Raw genomic sequence first — 17691 nt, 5'->3', positions numbered from 1 at the left:
CAGCCGTTTCCGCTCGCGCGGGCAGCGGCCGGCGGCGGTCATTCCCCGACCGCGGTGAAGTAGTAGAACCGGCCGTCGTGCTTGTCGGCGGTCTGCGGGTCGGTGACGTCCACCTCGACGCCCGGCAGCGCGGCGACCACCGATGCGGCCACCTCGTCGGAGAGGAAGTGGTGGTGCAGGTCGAGCCGGCGCAGGTGGGTCAGCGGCCGACCGGCCAGCAGCGCCGCCGCGCCGGCGTCGCCCAGCACGCCCATGGACAGGTCGAGGACCTCCAACCGGTCGACGACCGGCGCGTCGGCCACCGCCGCGGCGATCGCGTCGGCGTGCTCGGCGTTGCACAGCGCGAGGTGCCGCAGCGCCGGGAGCCGGTCGCCAGCCAGCACCGTCGCCAGGTCGTCGACGGTGGCGTCACCGCCGTAGTCGGCGACGCCGAGCCACAGGTCGAGCCGGTGCAGCGCCGGCAGGTCGCATTCCCCGACCGCGCGCACCACCGCGCCCGGCAGGCCGCCCGACTCGATGCGCAGCTCGCGCAGCCCGGTGTGCCGGACCGGCTCCAGCCGCAGGCCCTGGGCGCCGCGGATGCCCAGCACCTCCAACGCCGGGCAGGCCGCCAGCAGCGGGGTGACGTCGCCGTGGGTGAGCCAGGAGATCTCGCACTGCTCGGCGACGAGGTCGGCGAGGAACAGCGCCCGCAGCCCGGTCCACCGCCGCGCCGCGTCGACAAGCAGGTCCACCGGCAACGGGCGTTCGTACGCCTCGCCCCACTCGCCCACCACCACGGCCCGTACCGCCTCCGCCGGCACCTCGTTCAGCATGGCGGCGAGCAGGCCGGCGAACTCGGCCGGATCGGCGTCGAACTCCTCGACCTCCAGACGCCAGGCCACGGCGGACGGATCCGCCGGCAGCGGGGCCCCCGGGGTGAACGGCAGCACCGGCAACCCGGCGAACGACGAGACGTGAGAGTTGATCACACCAACCTCCGGTGCGGCAGCGGCAAGGGCGGCGGAACCGTAACAGGCTGCCCCGACACGACGGTCGGTCGACCGCCGGCGGGCGTACTCGGATGCTCCGCCGGACTTGACGCGGGGCATGTTATCGCTCACAGTCGATGGCAGGGCATCCGCAGCACAGGCTCTCCGGGCGAGCCGCGCTGGTCGCATCACCACCGCTGTAACCCGGAAGAGGAATCCTGCATGAGACCCACGAGAGCCCTGCTGTCCACCGGCCTGCTGGCCGGGGTGCTCGCCGCCGGCATGGCGGTGGCGCTGGCGCCCACCGCCAGCGCCGGCACCACCCTGCGTGCGTCGGCGGCTGAGAAGGGCCGCTACTTCGGCGCGGCGGTCGCCACCAACAAGCTGTCCGACAACACGTACGTGACGGTGCTGAACCGTGAGTTCAACTCCGTGGTGGCCGAGAACGAGATGAAGTGGGACGCCACCGAGCCCCAGCAGGGGCGGTTCAACTACTCCGGCGGCGACCGGCTGGTCAGCCACGCCCGGGCGAACGGGATGAGCGTCCGCGGCCACGCCCTGCTCTGGCACCAGCAGCAGCCGGGCTGGGCGCAGGGTCTGTCCGGCTCCGCGTTGCGTAACGCGGCGATCAACCACGTCACCCAGGTGGCCACCCACTTCCGTGGCCAGATCTACGCCTGGGACGTGGTGAACGAGGCGTTCGCCGACGGCGGCAGCGGCGGGCGTCGCGACTCCAACCTCCAGCGCACCGGCAACGACTGGATCGAGGCGGCGTTCCGGGCCGCGCGGGCCGCCGACCCGGGCGCGAAGCTCTGCTACAACGACTACAACACCGACGGCATCAACGCGAAGTCGACGGGCGTCTACAACATGGTGCGGGACTTCAAGTCCCGTGGCGTGCCGATCGACTGCGTCGGCTTCCAGTCGCACCTGGGCACCACGATCCCGGGTGACTACCAGGCCAACCTCCAGCGCTTCGCCGACCTCGGCGTGGAGGTGCAGATCACCGAGCTGGACGTGATGTCCGGCGGCAACCAGGCCAACATCTTCGGCACGGTCACCCGGTCCTGCCTGGCGGTGTCACGCTGCGCCGGCATCACCGTGTGGGGCGTGCGGGACTGCGACTCGTGGCGCGGCTCGGACAACGCGCTGCTCTTCGACTGCAGTGGCAACAAGAAGGCCGCGTACACGTCGGTGCTGAACGCGCTCAACGCGGGCGGGACCAGCACGCCGCCGCCGAACACGACCTCCCCGCCGCCGAACAACACCACGCCGCCGCCGAGTACGACGTCGCCGCCGCCGAGCACGGGTGGTTGTTCGGCGTCGGTGTCGGTGAACTCGTGGCCCGGTGGTTTCGTGGTTTCGGTCAAGGTGACGGCCGGTTCCGGTGGCACCCGGGGCTGGACGGTGAGCTTGACGCTGCCGGGCGGTGCCAGTGTGACCAACACGTGGAGCGCGACGGCCAGTGGCAGCACCGGCACGGTGCGGTTCGCGAACGTGGACTACAACGGCCAGCTCGGCGCCGGCCAGAGCACCGAGTTCGGGTTCCAGGGCAACGGCAGCGCGTCGGGCCTCACGCCCACCTGCTCCGCCAGCTGATCCGCCCGCCGGCCCGGCCCACGTCACGTGGGCCGGGCCGGCGGCCTCCGTCCGTACCCCCACCATGGAGGAACCGCCGATGAGAGCGAAGATCGCGCTACTCGCGGCCGTGCTGGCGACGGCCCTGACGACGGCGGTCGCCGTCGTCACCGCCGCCGGCCCGGCGTCCGCCGCCGCGCTCACCCAGGTCACCAACTTCGGCACCAACCCGACGAACCTTCAGATGCACCTGTACGTGCCGGACCGGCTCCCGTCCCGGCCGGCCCTGCTGCTGGTCCTGCACTACTGCACCGGCAGCGGTCCGGCGATGCACAGCGGTTCCGGCTACAGCCCGCTGGCCGACCGCTACGGGTTCATCGTGATCTACCCGTCGGTGACCCGCAGCAGCAAGTGCTGGGACGTGTCGTCGCCGCAGGCGCTGCGGCGCGGTGGCGGCAGCGACCCGGTCGGTCTCAAGTCGATGATCGACTATGTCAAGGGCCGCTACCCGGTCGACCCGGACCGGGTCGGTGTCGCCGGCGCTTCGTCCGGCGCGATGATGACCAACGTGATGGCGGGCCTGTACCCGGACGTGTTCCACGCCGGGGTCAGCTCGTCGGGTGTGCCGTTCGGCTGCTTCGCCACCACCAACGGCTCGGAGTGGAACAGCGACTGCTCCGGCGGGCGGATCACCAAGACCCCGCAGCAGTGGGGCGACCTGGTCCGCAACGCCTATCCGGGCTACACCGGCCGGCGTCCGCGGATGCAGATCTGGCACGGCACCACGGACACCACGCTCAGCTACGTCAACTTCGGCGAGCAGATCAAGCAGTGGACGAACGTGCTGGGCGTGTCCCAGACCCCGAGCATGACCGACTACCCGCAGGCCAGCGCCACCCGGACCCGATACGGCTCGACCGGTGGCATGCCGCCGGTGGAGGCGATCAGCTTCCAGGGCTACGGCCACTCGATCCCGTTCGACGCCGCCCAGGCGGTGCGGTTCCTCGGCTTCGACGGCACCGGCGCGACCACGCCGCCGCCGAGCCCGACCACCCCGCCGCCGAGTCCGACCACGCCGCCGCCGAGCCCGACGACTCCGCCGCCGAGTCCGACCACGCCGCCGCCGAGTACGACGTCGCCGCCGCCGAGCACGGGTGGTTGTTCGGCGTCGGTGTCGGTGAACTCGTGGCCCGGTGGTTTCGTGGTTTCGGTCAAGGTGACGGCCGGTTCCGGTGGCACCCGGGGCTGGACGGTGAGCTTGACGCTGCCGGGCGGTGCCAGTGTGACCAACACGTGGAGCGCGACGGCCAGTGGCAGCACCGGCACGGTGCGGTTCGCGAACGTGGACTACAACGGCCAGCTCGGCGCCGGCCAGAGCACCGAGTTCGGGTTCCAGGGCAACGGCACCGCGTCGGGCCTCACGCCCACCTGCGCGGCTTCCTGAATCCCCGGCCCACCCGGGGGCGGCGTGACGACCCGTTGTCGCGCCGCCCCCGGCTCTCCTCTCCTCCGCACGGTGGTCTTGTTACGAGAACGAGACATGCGCGTTTCGCCCGATCGGTTGACGGTGCAACTTGTGAGCGTTAACACTCCCCGGGAGGAATACCTGTGCGGTTCGTGGAGTACGTAGGGGAGAGGAAAGCTCGTGCGCAGACGATTTCTGGCCGCGCTCGGCGGCGTCGCGATCGCCGTCAGCCTGGCCGCATGCAGCGGTGAGGGCGCGGGTGGCGGCGAGGACAAGAGCTCGGCCAAGCCCAGCGACCTGACGATCGGCGTGTCGATGCCGACCCAGACCTCGGAACGGTGGATCGCCGACGGCAACTCGGTGAAGGAGAAGCTCCAGGCGAAGGGCTACAAGGTCGAGCTGCAGTACGCCGGGGACGAGATTCCCACCCAGTCGCAGCAGATCGACCAGATGATCACCCAGGGCGCGGACGTGCTGGTGATCGCCCCGATCGACGGCACCGCGCTCACCGGTCAGCTCCAGGCCGCCGCGGCGGCGAAGATCCCGGTCATCTCCTACGACCGGCTCATCCGCAACAGCCCGAACGTCGACTTCTACGTCAGCTTCGACAACTACAAGGTCGGCGTGGCGCAGGCCAACGCGCTCCTGGTCGGTCTCGGGCTGCAGAACAAGGACGGCTCGAAGGGCAGCGCGACCGGCCCGTTCAACGTGGAGCTGTTCGCCGGCTCGCTCGACGACAACAACGCGCACTTCTTCTTCAACGGCGCGATGGACACGCTGAAGCCGTACTTCGACGCCGGCACGCTGAAGGTGAAGTCCGGCCAGACGAAGATCGAGCAGGTGGCGATCCTGCGCTGGCAGCAGGAGACCGCGCAGAAGCGGATGGAGGACCTGCTCACCTCCAGCTACAACGACGGCACCAAGGTCGACGGGGTGTTGTCGCCGTTCGACGGACTGTCCCGGGGCATCATCACCGCCCTGCAGAACGCCGGCTACCGCGGCGGGGCCAAGAAGATGCCGGTGATCACCGGCCAGGACGCCGAGGTCGCGTCGGTCAAGCTCATCAACGACGGCGTCCAGAGCTCGACCGTCTTCAAGGACACCCGCCTGCTGGCCGAGCAGGCAGTGGTCGCCGCCGAGGCGTTCCTCAAGAAGGAGGAGCCGAAGGCGAACGACACCAAGGCGTACGACAACGGGGTCAAGGTCGTGCCCGCGTTCCTGCTGCCGGTGCAGACCGTCTACAAGGAGGACATCAAGTCGGCGCTGATCGATTCCGGCTACCTGACCGCCGAGGAGGTCGCCGCCGGACGGGCCGGCTGATCCGCCGGGTGGACCCGGTGGCGCAGCGCGTCACCGGGTCCACCGGCGTACCGACGCGACGGCCCCGAGCAGGACGGTTTCCATGAGCGATCACATCCTCGAAATGCGGAACATCACGAAGACCTTTCCCGGAGTGGCCGCGCTCCAGGACGTCTCGCTCGCCGTCCGGCGCGGCGAGATCCACGCGATCTGCGGCGAGAACGGCGCCGGCAAGTCCACCCTGATGAAGGTGCTGTCCGGGGTGTACCCGGCCGGCAGCTACGACGGCGAGATCGTCCTCGACGGCAAGCCGGTCGAGTTCCGGGGCATCCGGGACAGCGAGTCCCGGGGCGTCGTCATCATCCACCAGGAGCTGGCGCTGGTGCCGTACCTGTCGATCGCGGAGAACATCTTCCTCGGCAACGAGCGCCGCGGGCGCAGTGGGCTGATCGACTGGCACCGGACCAACGCGGAGGCCGCGGCGTTGCTGCGCTCGGTCGGGCTGGACGAGAACCCGTTGACCCCGGTCATCCAGCTCGGCGTGGGCAAGCAGCAGTTGGTGGAGATCGCCAAGGCGCTGTCCAAGAAGGTGCGGCTGCTCATCCTGGACGAGCCGACCGCCGCGCTGAACGAGGTCGACTCGGCGCACCTGCTGGACCTGCTGCGCCGGCTGCGGGACCAGGGCATCACCTGCATCATGATCTCCCACAAGCTCGGTGAGATCACCGCGATCGCGGACTCGACCACGGTGATCCGGGACGGCCGGACGGTCGAGACGCTCGACATGAGCGACGGCACGGCGACCCAGGAGCGGATCATCCGGGGCATGGTCGGCCGCGACCTCGCCGCGTTCTACCCGACCCGCACGTCCACACCCGGCGCCGAGGTGCTGCGGATCGAGGACTGGACGGTGCGCCATCCGACCCAGGACCGGCTGGTGGTCGACCGGGCCTCGCTCTCGGTCCGCGCCGGCGAGGTGGTCGGCATCGCCGGGTTGATGGGCGCCGGCCGCACCGAGCTGGCGATGAGCGTGTTCGGTCGCGCGTACGGGCGGGACATCTCCGGCCGGATCTTCGTCAACGGCCGCGAGGTGCGGACCAGGACGGTGGCCGAGGCGATCGCCAACGGCATCGCGTACGCCACCGAGGACCGCAAGCACTACGGCCTCAACCTGATCGACGACGTGCGGGGCAACATCTCGGCCGCGGCGTTGGGCAAGCTCGCGCGCAACGGCTGGATCGACGGCAACGAGGAGATCAAGGTCGCCGAGCGGGGCCGGCGTGACATGAACATCAAGGCGCCGACCGTCATGTCCGTGGTGGGCAAGCTCTCCGGCGGCAACCAGCAGAAGGTCGTGCTGGCGAAGTGGCTGTTCACCGACCCGGACGTGCTGATCCTCGACGAGCCGACCCGGGGCATCGACGTCGGCGCGAAGTTCGAGATCTACACGATCGTCAACCGCCTGGTGGCGGCCGGGAAGGCCGTCGTCATCATCTCCTCCGAGCTGCCCGAGCTGCTCGGCATGTGCGACCGCATCTACACCCTGGCGGCCGGTCGGATCACCGGGGAGTTGCCGGTGGGCGAGGCCACCCAGGAGAACCTGATGGAACTCATGACCAAGGACAGGGATCTCGTCGGATGACCAGCACGAAGCCCTCCGCCTCGCCGAAGGCCACCGCGCCCGACGCCGGTGCGGGCGCCACCCTGCACACCGGGACCAGCGACCCGCGGACGCTGATCCTCGGCAACCTGCGCCAGAGCGGCATCTACATCGCCCTCGTGGTGATCGTCGCGCTGTTCGCGATCCTCACCGACGGCGTCTCGCTCAGCCCCGGCAACCTCACCAACATCGTCCTGCAGTACTCCTACATCCTGGTGCTCGCGATCGGCATGGTCATCGTGATCATCGGCGGGCACATCGACCTGTCCGTCGGATCGGTGGTGGCGCTCACCGGGGCGGTCTCGGCCGTGCTGGTGATCCGCGAGGGCATGCCCTGGTGGGTCGGCGTCCTCGCCGCCCTCGCCGTGGGCGTCGCGGTCGGGGCCTGGCACGGCCTCTGGGTCGCGTACGCCGGGATCCCGGCCTTCATCGTCACCCTGGCCGGCATGTTGTTGTTCCGCGGCCTGACCCTGCGGGTGCTTGACAACATCTCGCTGTCGCCGTTCCCGTCCGAATACCAGCGGGTCGCCGCCGGGTTCCTCAACGGGCTCCTCGGTGGGCAGGGCTTCGACGCCTTCACGCTGCTGATCGGTGTCTTCGCGGTGGTCGGGTACGCCGCGAGCGTCTACCGGACCCGGCTGGCCCGGATCCGCCACGAGCAGCCGGTGGAGTCGTTCCCGCTGTTCGTCGTCCGGGTGGTGGTGGTCGGCGCCGTCGTCATGTGGTTCGCGTGGCAGCTCGCCCACGCGCGTGGCCTGCCGATCGTGCTGATCATCCTGGCCGTGCTGGTGCTCATCTACGGCCTGCTCACCCGCCGCACGGTCTTCGGTCGTCAGGTCTACGCGATCGGCGGCAACCTGCCGGCGGCGACGCTGTCCGGCGTGCGGGTCAAGACGGTCAACTTCTGGGTCTTCGTCAACATGGGCTTCCTCTCCGCGGTGGCCGGGGTGATCTACTCGTCCCGCTCCAACGGGGCCCAGCCGGCGGCCGGCAACATGTTCGAGCTGGACGCGATCGCGGCGGCCTTCATCGGCGGCGCGGCGGTCACCGGTGGGGTCGGCACCGTCGTCGGCGCGATGGTCGGTGGCCTGATCATGGCGGTGATGAGCAACGGCATGCAGCTCATGGGCGTGGACCAGTCCATCCAGTCGGTGGTGAAGGGCCTGGTGCTCCTCGCCGCGGTGGCGTTCGACATCTGGAACAAGCGCCGCGCCGCGGGCAGCCGCTGAGCCCGGCCGGCCGGCCGGACGGCGGGGAAGCCGTCCGGCCGGCCGCACGGTCACGCCCGGCTCCACCGCTGGTTGGTGTTGCCGTGACAGGTCCAGAGGATCACCCGGGTGCCGTTGGCGCTGGCGGCGCCGTCGACGTCCAGGCACAGGGACGGGAACCGCACGTTGCTCACCGTGCCGTTGCCGTTGAACGTCCACTGCTGGTTGGTGCCGCCGTTGCAGTCCCAGATCTGCACCCGGGTGCCGTTGGTCGCGCTGGTCGGCACGTCGAGGCACTTGCCCAGCACCTGGAGCGTCTGCCCGCTGGCGGTGAACTGCTGGTTGGAGTTGCCGTGGCAGTCCCAGATCAGCGTGCCGGTGCCGTTCGCGGTGCCGCCGTTGTCGACGTCGAGGCACCGGCCGGACGACTCGCTGCGCAGCCGGAACGTGGTCGGGGTGGGCGGCGGGGTGGTGGTGCCGCCCCCGCTGACCCGGTAGACGACGGTGCCGTGGCCGGGCACGCTCGCCGAGATCGCGCCGGACGTGGTGCTCGTCGTGTCGGTCCACGCGTCGCGCAACGTGAACGAGGTGCCGCTCTTACCCACCGCCGCCGCGGTGGTGGAGATCGTGGTGGTGCCACTGCCCTGGTTGAACAACGCCACCGCCACATCACCGTTGGCCAACCGCTTCGCCAACACCCGACGAGTACCGTCGAACGACACCTGCGCCGCCTGCAACGCCAACGCATCCTGACTGATCCCGATCAACGTCGGATTCTTCAGAATCGCCTGCGTCGCCGCGTTCATGTTCCGCAGATCATTACCCGCGATCAACGGCGACGCCATCACCGCCCACAACGCGAAATGACTCCGCATCTCCGTGTCGGTCATCCCACCCCGACCCACCTCCAACATGTCCATGTCGTTGAACGCCCCCGGCTTCGCCCGCCCCGCAAGCGGCACCGTCACGTCCACAATGTTCTGAATCCCCATCGGATACCCGTTGGTCTGACCCGAGTTCCACGTGTTCGTGATGTCCTCCGTGGTCCGCCACATGTTCGCCACATCACCCCAGTCCCGCTGCGGACCCGTCTTCGAGTGCACACTGTTGGAGTTGATGCTGTACACGATCGGCCGACCCGTCCCGGCGAGGGCATCCCGCATCAGGTTGAACACCCGCACCTGCTCATCGATCGACCCCGACGGCGAACACCAGTCATACTTCAGATAATCCACCCCCCACGCCGCGAACTGCCGCGCGTCCTGCACCTCATGCCCCTGCGCCCCCGTCGACCCCGGATAACTGTTGAAATACTGCGCACACGTCTTCGTCAACGGACCCTGATAGATCCCGAACTTCAACCCCCGCGCATGAATGTAGTCACCCAGGGCCTTCATCCCCGACGGAAACCGACCCGGATCCCCCTGCAAATTCCCCGCCGAATCCCGATTCGGATTCATCCAACAATCATCCACCACCACATACTGATACCCGGCATCCCGCATCCCCGAACTGACCATCGCATCAGCCATCTGCCGGATCAACGACTCACTGATGTTGCAACCAAACGTGTTCCAACTGTTCCACCCCATCGGCGGCGTACGAGCCGCACCGTTGTCCAGCGCCCGCGCCGGCTGCGGGGCGACCACCCCGTCGGTGACGGTGGCCGCGAGGGTGACCGCCGCCACTCCCAGGGCGGCCATCATCCATCGTGTCCTTCTACGCACAGGTCCTCCTCGGTTGACGGGCGCCGACGGGGCCGGCGCCCTTCAGGGGAGCGACCGCCTGCCGCGGTCCGGGCCACGGGTCGTCGGTGGGCACCGGGGAGCCGTGGTCCTGAGGGGACCGGTGGATCGAAGGCAGCCGCTCTTCGGTGGTGGGTTCGGCGATGGCCGGGACGCCGCCGGCCGCCACCTCGCTGCGTGCCGGTTGCGTCCGCCCGGGGATGGCACGCCGGCGTAGTGATGCCGCGGATGTTATCGCTGACATCAAACTGTGTAAATAGTTGAAGGCGTCTCGTAACGCTCGTCGACAGCGCCGTCAGAAACTCGGCCGGACGGAAAAAGTGCCGTTGAGAGCCCCTCTGACGGCCTGTCCGGCGGACGGCCCGGCCTCCGTGCCGGGGTGCGGGCGGGTGATCGACGAGCGGCGACGTGAGGCATCGATTGTTCTCGTTAACATCGCGTCGCGTGGGCCCGGATCCGTCGACTGTCGGTCGCTCTCGTGGATCTCCCGCGAGGGACGGGCGGGCCGGTACCCGAGCCGTCCGCGGTGGGTGTCGCGCGGCGACCGTTCCCGTTACGCACCCGTTGCGTTCGAGTGTCTTGACGGATGTATATGTGAGCGCTAACACTAACTCCGTGACACGGGAGAGGTGCAAATGAGCGAGGTGGACGCGGCCGACCGGTACGTGATCGGGGTCGATTTCGGCACGCTGTCCGGGCGGGCGCTCGTGGTGCGGGTCCGCGACGGGGCCGAACTCGGCACGGCGGTGCACGAATACCGGCGCGGGGTGATCGAGACGGTCCTGCCCGACGGTGGACCGCCGCTGCCCCCGGACTGGGCGTTGCAGGATCCCGACGACTACCGTGACGTGCTGCGCGAGGCGGTGCCCGCCGCGCTGGCCGCCGCCGGCGTGGACCCGGCCCGGGTGATCGGGATCGGCACCGACTTCACCGCCTGCACCGTGCTGCCGACGCTCGCCGACGGCACCCCACTGTGCGAGGTGCCGGAGCTGCGTCACCGACCGCACGCCTGGGTCAAGCTCTGGAAGCACCACGCCGCGCAACCGCAGGCCGACCGGATCAACGCCCTGGCGCACGAGCGGGGCGAGCCGTGGATCGGCCGCTACGGCGGCAAGATCTCCGCCGAGTGGCAGTTCGCCAAGGGGTTGCAGATCCTGGCCGAGGACCCCGAGGTCTACCGGCGGGCCGAGCGCTTCATCGAAGCCGCCGACTGGATCGTGTGGGAGCTGTGCGGCGCGGAGACCCGCAACGCCTGCACCGCCGGCTACAAGGGCATCCGGCAGGACGGGCGGTACCCGTCGCCGGACTACCTGGCCGCGCTCGACCCGGCCTTCACCGACTTCGTGACCAAGCTGGACGGCCCGCTGCTGCCGCTCGGCGACCGGGCCGGCACGCTCAGCGCGCGCGCCGCGGCCTGGACCGGGCTGCCCGAGGGCATCGCGGTCGCGGTCGGCAACGTCGACGCGCATGTCACCTCCGCCTCCGCCCAGGCGCTGCACCCGGGCCGGCTGGTGGCGATCATGGGCACCTCCACCTGTCACGTGCTCAACGGCACCCACCCGGCCGAGGTTCCCGGGATGTGCGGTGTGGTCGACGGCGGCATCAGCCCCGGCGCCTGGGGCTACGAGGCCGGGCAGAGCGGCGTGGGCGACATCTTCGGGTGGTTCGTGCGGCACGCCGCCCCGGCCGGCCTGGACACGCACGAGCGGCTCACCGAGCTGGCCGCCGCCCAGCCGGTCGGCGCGCACGGCCTGGTGGCGCTGGACTGGTGGAACGGCAACCGCTCGCTGCTCGTCAACCACGACCTCAGCGGGCTCGTCGTCGGGCTGACGCTGGCCACCCGGCCGGCGGACGTCTACCGCGCGCTGCTGGAGGCCACCGCCTACGGCACCCGGATGATCATCGAGGCGTTCGCCGAGGCGGGCGTGCCGGTCGACGACCTGGTGGTGGCCGGCGGGCTGACCTCGAACCGGCTGCTGATGCAGATCTACGCCGACGTCACCAACCGGCCGCTGAGCATCATCGGCTCGGCCCAGGGGCCGGCGCTCGGGTCGGCCATCCACGCCGCGGTCGCCGCCGGGGCGTACCCGACGGTGCACGAGGCGTCGGCGGCCATGGGCCGGGTCGACGAGGGCGTCTACCGGCCGATCCCGGCCAACGTCCGGGCCTACGACGCGCTCTACGCCGAATACCGGGCGTTGCACGACCACTTCGGTCGCGGCGGGAACGACGTCATGCTCCGCCTGCGGGCGATCCGGAACGCGGCGGTGGACGCCGCCGCGGCACCGCACGACTCGACCCTGGAGGTGGTCGCATGAACGCCGACGTCGCCCGGCAGATCGCCGCGCTGCGGCAGACGGTCGCCGGTCTGCACCGCGAGCTGACCCGCTACAACCTGGTCGCCTGGACCTCCGGCAACGTCTCCGCGCGGGTTCCCGGGCAGGACCTCATGGTGATCAAGCCGAGCGGGGTGGACTACGACGACCTGACCGCCGACACCATGGTGCTCTGCGACCTGAACGGCGTCGTGGTCGACGGCGGTGGCTCGCCGTCCAGCGACACCGCCGCGCACGCCTACGTCTACCGCGCGATGCCCGAGGTCGGCGGCGTCGTGCACACGCACAGCGGATACGCCACCGCCTGGGCGGCCCGGGGCGAGTCGATCCCGTGCTGGCTGACCGCGCAGGCGGACGAGTTCGGTGGCGAGATCCCGGTCGGGCCGTTCGCGCTGATCGGCGGCGACGACATCGGCAAGGGCATCGTCAGCACGCTGTCCGGGCACCGGTCACCCGCGGTGCTCATGCGCAACCACGGCGTCTTCACCATCGGCAAGAACGCCCGCGCGGCGGTCAAGGCCGCGGTGATGTGCGAGGACGTCGCGCGCACGGCGCACCTGGCCCGCGCGCTCGGACAGCCGCTGGCGATCGCGCCGGCCGACATCGACGCGCTCCACGACCGCTACCAGAACGTGTACGGCCAACGCCCGCCCACCGGGTGACTCGGACCAGCACCACCTCTCATCCCACCACCACAAACCGGTCGCCCCGGCTCCGCCGGTCGCGCGCCCGGATCACCCCACCCACAAGGAGAACGATGCGAACCAGGAGTATGGCCCGTACGGTCATCGCGGCCCTTGCCGGCGTGCTGCTCGCCGGCAGCATGGCCGCCTGCGGCAACAGCGACACCGGCGGCGATTCCGGCGGCGGCGACGACAAGCTCGTCCTGGGCTTCTCCCAGGTCGGCGCGGAGAGCGGCTGGCGTACCGCCAACACCACCTCGATCAAGGAGGCGGCGAGCGAGGCGGGCATCGAGCTGAAGTTCGACGACGCGCAGCAGAAGCAGGAGAACCAGATCAAGGCGATCCGGAACTTCATCCAGCAGAAGGTCGACGTGATCGCCTTCTCGCCGGTGGTGGAGTCCGGCTGGGACACCGTGCTCAAGGAGGCCAAGGACGCGAACATCCCGGTCATCCTGACCGACCGCGCCGTCGACTCGGCCGACAAGTCGCTCTACAAGACGTTCCTCGGCTCCGACTTCGTCAAGGAGGGCCGGCTCGCCGGCGAGTGGCTGGTGGAGGAGAAGAAGTCCGCCACCGGCCCGGTCAACATCGTCGAGCTTCAGGGCACCACCGGCTCGGCGCCGGCCAACGACCGGAAGAAGGGTTTCGGCGAGGCCATCGCGGCCAACCCCAACCTCAAGATCATCGCGTCGCAGTCCGGTGACTTCACCCGCGCCGGCGGCAAGCAGGTGATGGAGCAGTTCCTCAAGGCCAACCCGAAGATCGACGTGCTCTTCGCGCACAACGACGACATGGGCCTGGGCGCGCTCGAGGCGATCACCGCGGCCGGCAAGGTGCCGGGCAAGGACATCACCATCATCACCGTGGACGCGGTGAAGGACGGCATGCAGGCCCTGGCCGACGGCAAGTTCAACTTCATCGCGGAGTGCAGCCCGCTGCTCGGCCCGCAGCTCATGGACCTGACGAAGAAGGTCGCGGCGGGCGAGGAGGTGCCGGCTCGGATCGAGACCGAGGAGACCACCTTCACCCAGACGACGGCGAAGGAAGCCCTCCCCAACCGCAAGTACTGATCCACACCGGGGGTCGCCGTCACGCCGACGGCGACCCCCGTGCCACCACGTTCCCAGAAGAGGTTCGATGGCATGACGGGTGACCGTCCGGTCCTGACCATGACCGGAATCAGCAAGTCCTTCCCCGGCGTCCGTGCGCTGCACGACGTCGACTTCCGGCTGTTCCCGGGCGAGGTCCACGCCCTCATGGGTGAGAACGGCGCCGGCAAGTCCACCCTGATCAAGGTGTTGACAGGCGTCTACGGCACCGACGCCGGCACCGTCACGCTCGCCGGCGACCAGGTGTCGTTCAGCGGGCCGATGCAGGCCGCCGCAGCCGGTGTGAGCACCGTCTACCAGGAGGTGAACCTCTGCACGAACCTGTCGGTGGCGGAGAACATCTTCATCGGCCGGGAACCCCGCCGCCTGGGCGCCGTGCGGTGGGGCGAGATGCGCCGGCGGGCGCGTCAGCTCCTGGCCCGGCTCGACCTCGACCTCGACGTCGGGGCTCAGCTCGGGACATACTCCCTCGCCGTGCAGCAGATGGTCGCCATCGCCCGGGCCATCGACGTCCAGGCCCGGGTGCTCATCCTCGACGAACCGACCTCCAGCCTGGACTCCGGCGAGGTCGCCCAGTTGTTCCGGATCATGCGCCAGTTGCGGGACGACGGGATCGCGATCCTGTTCGTCACCCACTTCCTGGACCAGGTCTACGGCATCGCCGACCGGATCACCGTGCTGCGCAACGGCAGCCTGGTGGGGGAGTACCGGACCGAGGAGCTGCCGCAGTTCAGCCTGGTGGAGAAGATGATCGGCCAGGAGCTGGACGTGCTGGAAGGGCTCGACGTGCAGCAGGAGCGCGCCACCGTCGCGCCGGACGACAAGGCCCCGCTCGTGGATGCCGCCGAACTGGGCCGCCGTGGCGCGGTCGCCCCGTTCAGCCTGCGTATCCACGCCGGTGAGGTGGTCGGGCTGGCCGGTCTGCTCGGCTCCGGCCGGACGGAGGTCGCCCGGCTGCTCTTCGGCGCCGACCGCGCCGACCACGGCCAGGTCCTGTTCGACGGCGGCCGGGCCCCGCTGCGTACCCCGGTCCAGGCCATCGGCCAGGGGATCGGCTTCTGCTCGGAGAACCGCCGCGCGGAGGGCATCGTGCCCGAGCTGTCGGTCCGGGAGAACATGATCCTGGCGATGCAGGCGGCGCGCGGCTGGCTGCGGCCGATCCCGCGCCGCCGCCAGGACGAGCTGGTGCAGAAGTACGTCGAGGCGCTCAGCATCCGGCCGGCGAACCCGGAGCTGCCGGTGCGCAACCTCTCCGGCGGCAACCAGCAGAAGGTGCTGCTGGCGCGCTGGCTCATCACCGAGCCGCGCCTGCTCATCCTCGACGAGCCCACCCGCGGCATCGACGTCGGCGCCAAGGCCGAGATCCAGAAGCTGGTGGTGCAGCTCTCCGACGGCGGCATGGCGGTGCTGTTCATCTCCGCCGAGCTGGAGGAGGTGCTGCGCCTGAGCCACCGGGTCGCGGTCATGCGCGACCGTGAGATGGTCGCCCAACTCGACAACGACGGCTCGCTCGACGCGGACCGCGTCATGCGCACCATCGCCAGCGGAACCACCCGGGAGGAGGTGAACCGATGAACACCGTCACCGACCGCCTCCGCCCGCTGACCGGGCACCGGCTGTTCTGGCCGGTCCTGGTGCTCGTGGTGATGATCGCCGCGAACACCGCCTACCGGCCCGGCTTCCTCGCCGTGGAGGTCAAGGGCGGCCACCTGTACGGCACGCCGATCGACATCCTCCGGTTGAGCGCGCCGCTGATCCTGGTCGCGCTCGGCATGACCCTGGTCATCGCCACCGGCGGCATCGACCTGTCCGTCGGCTCACTCTGTGCCATCAGCGGCGCGATCGCCTGCCTGCACATCAGTGAGTCGGCCGACCAGAACAGCCCGTCCACCGTGCTCACCGCGCTGGCCCTGGCCTTCGGGGCCGCGCTCGTGCTCGGCGCGTGGAACGGCGTGCTGGTCTCCGTCATCGGCATCCAGCCCATCATCGCCACGCTGATCCTGATGGTGGCCGGCCGGGGCATCGCCCAACTGGTCACCGAGGGCCAGATCATCACGATCAACTCCGAGCCCTACCGGGCGATCGGGCTCGGGCACTTCCTGACCCTGCCGCTGGCCATCCTGATCGCGCTCGCCGCGGCGCTGCTGGTGGCCGCGTTCACCCGGCGCACCGCGCTCGGGCTGATCGTCGAGTCGGTCGGCGGCAACGCCGAGGCCAGCCGGCTGGCCGGCATCCGGTCGCGCCGGGTGGTCTTCCTCGTCTACGTGGTCAGCGCCGCGTGCGCCGCGCTCGCCGGCTTCATGGTCACCGCGAACGTGTCGAGCGCCGACGGCAACGCCGCCGGGCTCTGGATCGAGTTGGACGCGATCCTCGCGGTGGTGATCGGCGGCACCTCGCTGGCCGGCGGCCGGTTCTCCCTCGGCGGCACCGTCCTCGGCGCGTTGATCATCCAGACCCTGACCACCACCGTGTACGCCATGAACATCTCGCCGCAGACGTCGCTGCTGTTCAAGGCCGTCGTCGTCATCGCCGTCTGCCTGGTGCAGGCCCCGGCGTTCCGGGCCCGGTTCCGGCGGCGCCGGCGCGGCGTCGAACCCGGTCCGGCCACGCCGCAGCGGGAGAAGGAGCAGGTTTCGGCATGAGCAGCACGTCGTTGTCCGCCGTCCGGTCCTGGCGGCCCAGCCTGCCCCGACGGCACGTCCCGGTGCTGGCCACGCTCGCGCTGCTGCTGGTCATGTACGGCATCGGCGTGTCCCAGTACCGCGCCTTCTCCAACGTTCAGGTGATCTTCAACGTCTTCATCGATAACGGTTTCGTTCTCGTGGTCGCGGTCGGGATGACGTTCGTGATCCTCACCGGCGGCATCGACCTGTCCGTCGGCTCGGTGGTCGCGATGACCGCGATGGTGTCGGCCGCCCTGCTCCGCGACGGCATGCCGGCGGCCCTGGTGCTCGTCATCGCGCTGCTCATCGGCCCCACGCTCGGGTTCCTGATGGGCTGCGCGATCCACTTCTTCGAGATCCAGCCATTCATCGTCACACTCGCCGGGATGTTCTTCGCCCGGGGCATGTGCACGTTCATCAGTGGCTCCTCGATCTCCATCACCGACGGCTTCTGGACCGGCATGTCCCAGGAGCGGATCGGCAACCCGGCCGGGAACTTCGTCTCGATCAGCGTGCTGATCGCGTTCGCGGTGGTGCTGATCGCCGCGTACGTGCTGGCGTACACCCGGTTCGGCCGCAACGTGTACGCGGTCGGCGGCAACGCGCAGTCGGCGCTGCTGATGGGTCTGCCGGTCGGGCGGACCCGGATCGCCGTCTACACGATCAGTGGGCTCTGCTCGGCCATCGGCGGCCTCCTGCTGTCGTTCTACACGCTGTCCGGTGCGCCGCTGATCGCCGTCGGCATGGAGCTGGACGTGATCGCCGCGGTGGTGATCGGCGGGACCGTGCTCACCGGCGGGTCCGGATACGTCTTCGGCACCGTCCTCGGCGTGCTGGTGCTGGGCGTCATCCAGACCCTGATCACGTTCGACGGCAGCCTCAACTCCTGGTGGACCAAGATCGTGATCGGCGGTCTGCTCTTCGCGTTCATCCTCCTCCAGCGCCTCATCGGCATCCGGTTCAAGTGATGGCAA

General features: G+C 69.9%; 13 protein-coding genes. 11 read left to right on the top strand and 2 right to left on the bottom strand.

Annotation, left to right across the window (positions count from 1 at the left end; all coding sequences use genetic code 11):
- Positions 1-38 precede the first annotated feature (38 nt).
- Positions 39-971 (bottom strand): STM4015 family protein, encoded by a 933-nt coding sequence (locus tag O7619_RS20945; protein ID WP_282282908.1) that lies wholly within the window; start codon positions 969-971, stop codon positions 39-41.
- 222 nt (positions 972-1193) lie between these two features.
- On the opposite strand from O7619_RS20945, the gene O7619_RS20940 reads away from it, so the two are divergent.
- The 5 genes from O7619_RS20940 (at position 1194) to mmsB (ending at position 8202) form a co-directional block, all read left to right on the top strand.
- Positions 1194-2570 carry an endo-1,4-beta-xylanase gene (locus O7619_RS20940; RefSeq protein WP_282282907.1) on the top strand — a complete coding sequence of 459 codons (1377 nt, stop codon included), beginning with the start codon at positions 1194-1196 and terminating at the stop codon, positions 2568-2570.
- A gap of 79 nt (positions 2571-2649) precedes the next feature.
- Positions 2650-3993, top strand: a complete 1344-nt coding sequence (locus O7619_RS20935; protein WP_282282906.1) for a PHB depolymerase family esterase — start codon at positions 2650-2652, stop codon at positions 3991-3993.
- A 201-nt stretch (positions 3994-4194) separates the two neighbouring features.
- Positions 4195-5334: a multiple monosaccharide ABC transporter substrate-binding protein gene (gene chvE, locus O7619_RS20930; protein ID WP_282282905.1), complete on the top strand. Its 1140-nt coding sequence runs from the start codon at positions 4195-4197 to the stop codon at positions 5332-5334.
- Positions 5335-5416: 82 nt separating this feature from the next.
- Positions 5417-6955, top strand: a complete 1539-nt coding sequence (gene mmsA, locus O7619_RS20925; protein ID WP_282282904.1) for a multiple monosaccharide ABC transporter ATP-binding protein — start codon at positions 5417-5419, stop codon at positions 6953-6955.
- Positions 6952-8202 (top strand): multiple monosaccharide ABC transporter permease, encoded by a 1251-nt coding sequence (gene mmsB, locus O7619_RS20920; protein ID WP_282282903.1) that lies wholly within the window; start codon positions 6952-6954, stop codon positions 8200-8202. The genes mmsA and mmsB overlap by 4 nt, the downstream gene beginning before the upstream one ends.
- A gap of 50 nt (positions 8203-8252) precedes the next feature.
- Here the strand turns inward: mmsB and O7619_RS20915 are convergent, their stop codons facing one another.
- Complete coding sequence (locus O7619_RS20915) at positions 8253-9887, bottom strand: ricin-type beta-trefoil lectin domain protein (protein ID WP_282282902.1); 1635 nt, start codon at positions 9885-9887, stop codon at positions 8253-8255.
- A gap of 674 nt (positions 9888-10561) precedes the next feature.
- Between O7619_RS20915 and araB the strand changes: the two genes are divergently transcribed.
- From araB to yjfF, 6 genes are all read left to right on the top strand, one after another.
- Complete coding sequence (gene araB / locus O7619_RS20910) at positions 10562-12244, top strand: ribulokinase (protein ID WP_282282901.1); 1683 nt, start codon at positions 10562-10564, stop codon at positions 12242-12244.
- Complete coding sequence (locus tag O7619_RS20905; protein WP_282282899.1) at positions 12241-12924, top strand: L-ribulose-5-phosphate 4-epimerase; 684 nt, start codon at positions 12241-12243, stop codon at positions 12922-12924. Before araB ends, O7619_RS20905 begins: the two co-directional genes overlap by 4 nt.
- 95 nt (positions 12925-13019) lie before the next feature.
- Entirely contained in the window at positions 13020-14015 is a 996-nt protein-coding gene (locus O7619_RS20900) for an ABC transporter substrate-binding protein (protein WP_282282897.1), read from the top strand.
- Positions 14016-14087: 72 nt separating this feature from the next.
- Positions 14088-15629 carry a sugar ABC transporter ATP-binding protein gene (locus tag O7619_RS20895; protein WP_282282896.1) on the top strand — a complete coding sequence of 514 codons (1542 nt, stop codon included), beginning with the start codon at positions 14088-14090 and terminating at the stop codon, positions 15627-15629.
- Positions 15626-16696, top strand: coding sequence for an ABC transporter permease (locus O7619_RS20890; protein ID WP_282282895.1), 1071 nt, complete (start codon positions 15626-15628; stop codon positions 16694-16696). The genes O7619_RS20895 and O7619_RS20890 overlap by 4 nt, the downstream gene beginning before the upstream one ends.
- Positions 16693-17685, top strand: a complete 993-nt coding sequence (gene yjfF / locus O7619_RS20885; protein ID WP_282282894.1) for a galactofuranose ABC transporter, permease protein YjfF — start codon at positions 16693-16695, stop codon at positions 17683-17685. Before O7619_RS20890 ends, yjfF begins: the two co-directional genes overlap by 4 nt.
- Positions 17686-17691 lie beyond the last annotated feature (6 nt).

It is taken from the genome of Micromonospora sp. WMMD998 (genome assembly GCF_029581235.1).
GTDB lineage: Bacteria > Actinomycetota > Actinomycetes > Mycobacteriales > Micromonosporaceae > Micromonospora.
The sequence above is the reverse complement of the archived record's forward strand: the minus strand, read 5'-3'. Positions and strand labels throughout refer to the sequence as shown.

Bases quoted from the DNA above. Each gene is read 5' to 3' on its own strand.
- O7619_RS20890 (WP_282282895.1), top strand. From the start codon at position 15,626: ATGAACACCGTCACCGACCGCCTCCGCCCGCTGACCGGGCACCGGCTG.
- yjfF (WP_282282894.1), top strand. From the start codon at position 16,693: ATGAGCAGCACGTCGTTGTCCGCCGTCCGGTCCTGGCGGCCCAGCCTG.
- O7619_RS20935 (WP_282282906.1), top strand. From the start codon at position 2,650: ATGAGAGCGAAGATCGCGCTACTCGCGGCCGTGCTGGCGACGGCCCTG.
- O7619_RS20915 (WP_282282902.1), bottom strand. From the start codon at position 9,887: ATGATGGCCGCCCTGGGAGTGGCGGCGGTCACCCTCGCGGCCACCGTC.
- O7619_RS20940 (WP_282282907.1), top strand. From the start codon at position 1,194: ATGAGACCCACGAGAGCCCTGCTGTCCACCGGCCTGCTGGCCGGGGTG.
- mmsB (WP_282282903.1), top strand. From the start codon at position 6,952: ATGACCAGCACGAAGCCCTCCGCCTCGCCGAAGGCCACCGCGCCCGAC.
- O7619_RS20895 (WP_282282896.1), top strand. From the start codon at position 14,088: ATGACGGGTGACCGTCCGGTCCTGACCATGACCGGAATCAGCAAGTCC.
- O7619_RS20905 (WP_282282899.1), top strand. From the start codon at position 12,241: ATGAACGCCGACGTCGCCCGGCAGATCGCCGCGCTGCGGCAGACGGTC.
- O7619_RS20900 (WP_282282897.1), top strand. From the start codon at position 13,020: ATGCGAACCAGGAGTATGGCCCGTACGGTCATCGCGGCCCTTGCCGGC.
- mmsA (WP_282282904.1), top strand. From the start codon at position 5,417: ATGAGCGATCACATCCTCGAAATGCGGAACATCACGAAGACCTTTCCC.
- araB (WP_282282901.1), top strand. From the start codon at position 10,562: ATGAGCGAGGTGGACGCGGCCGACCGGTACGTGATCGGGGTCGATTTC.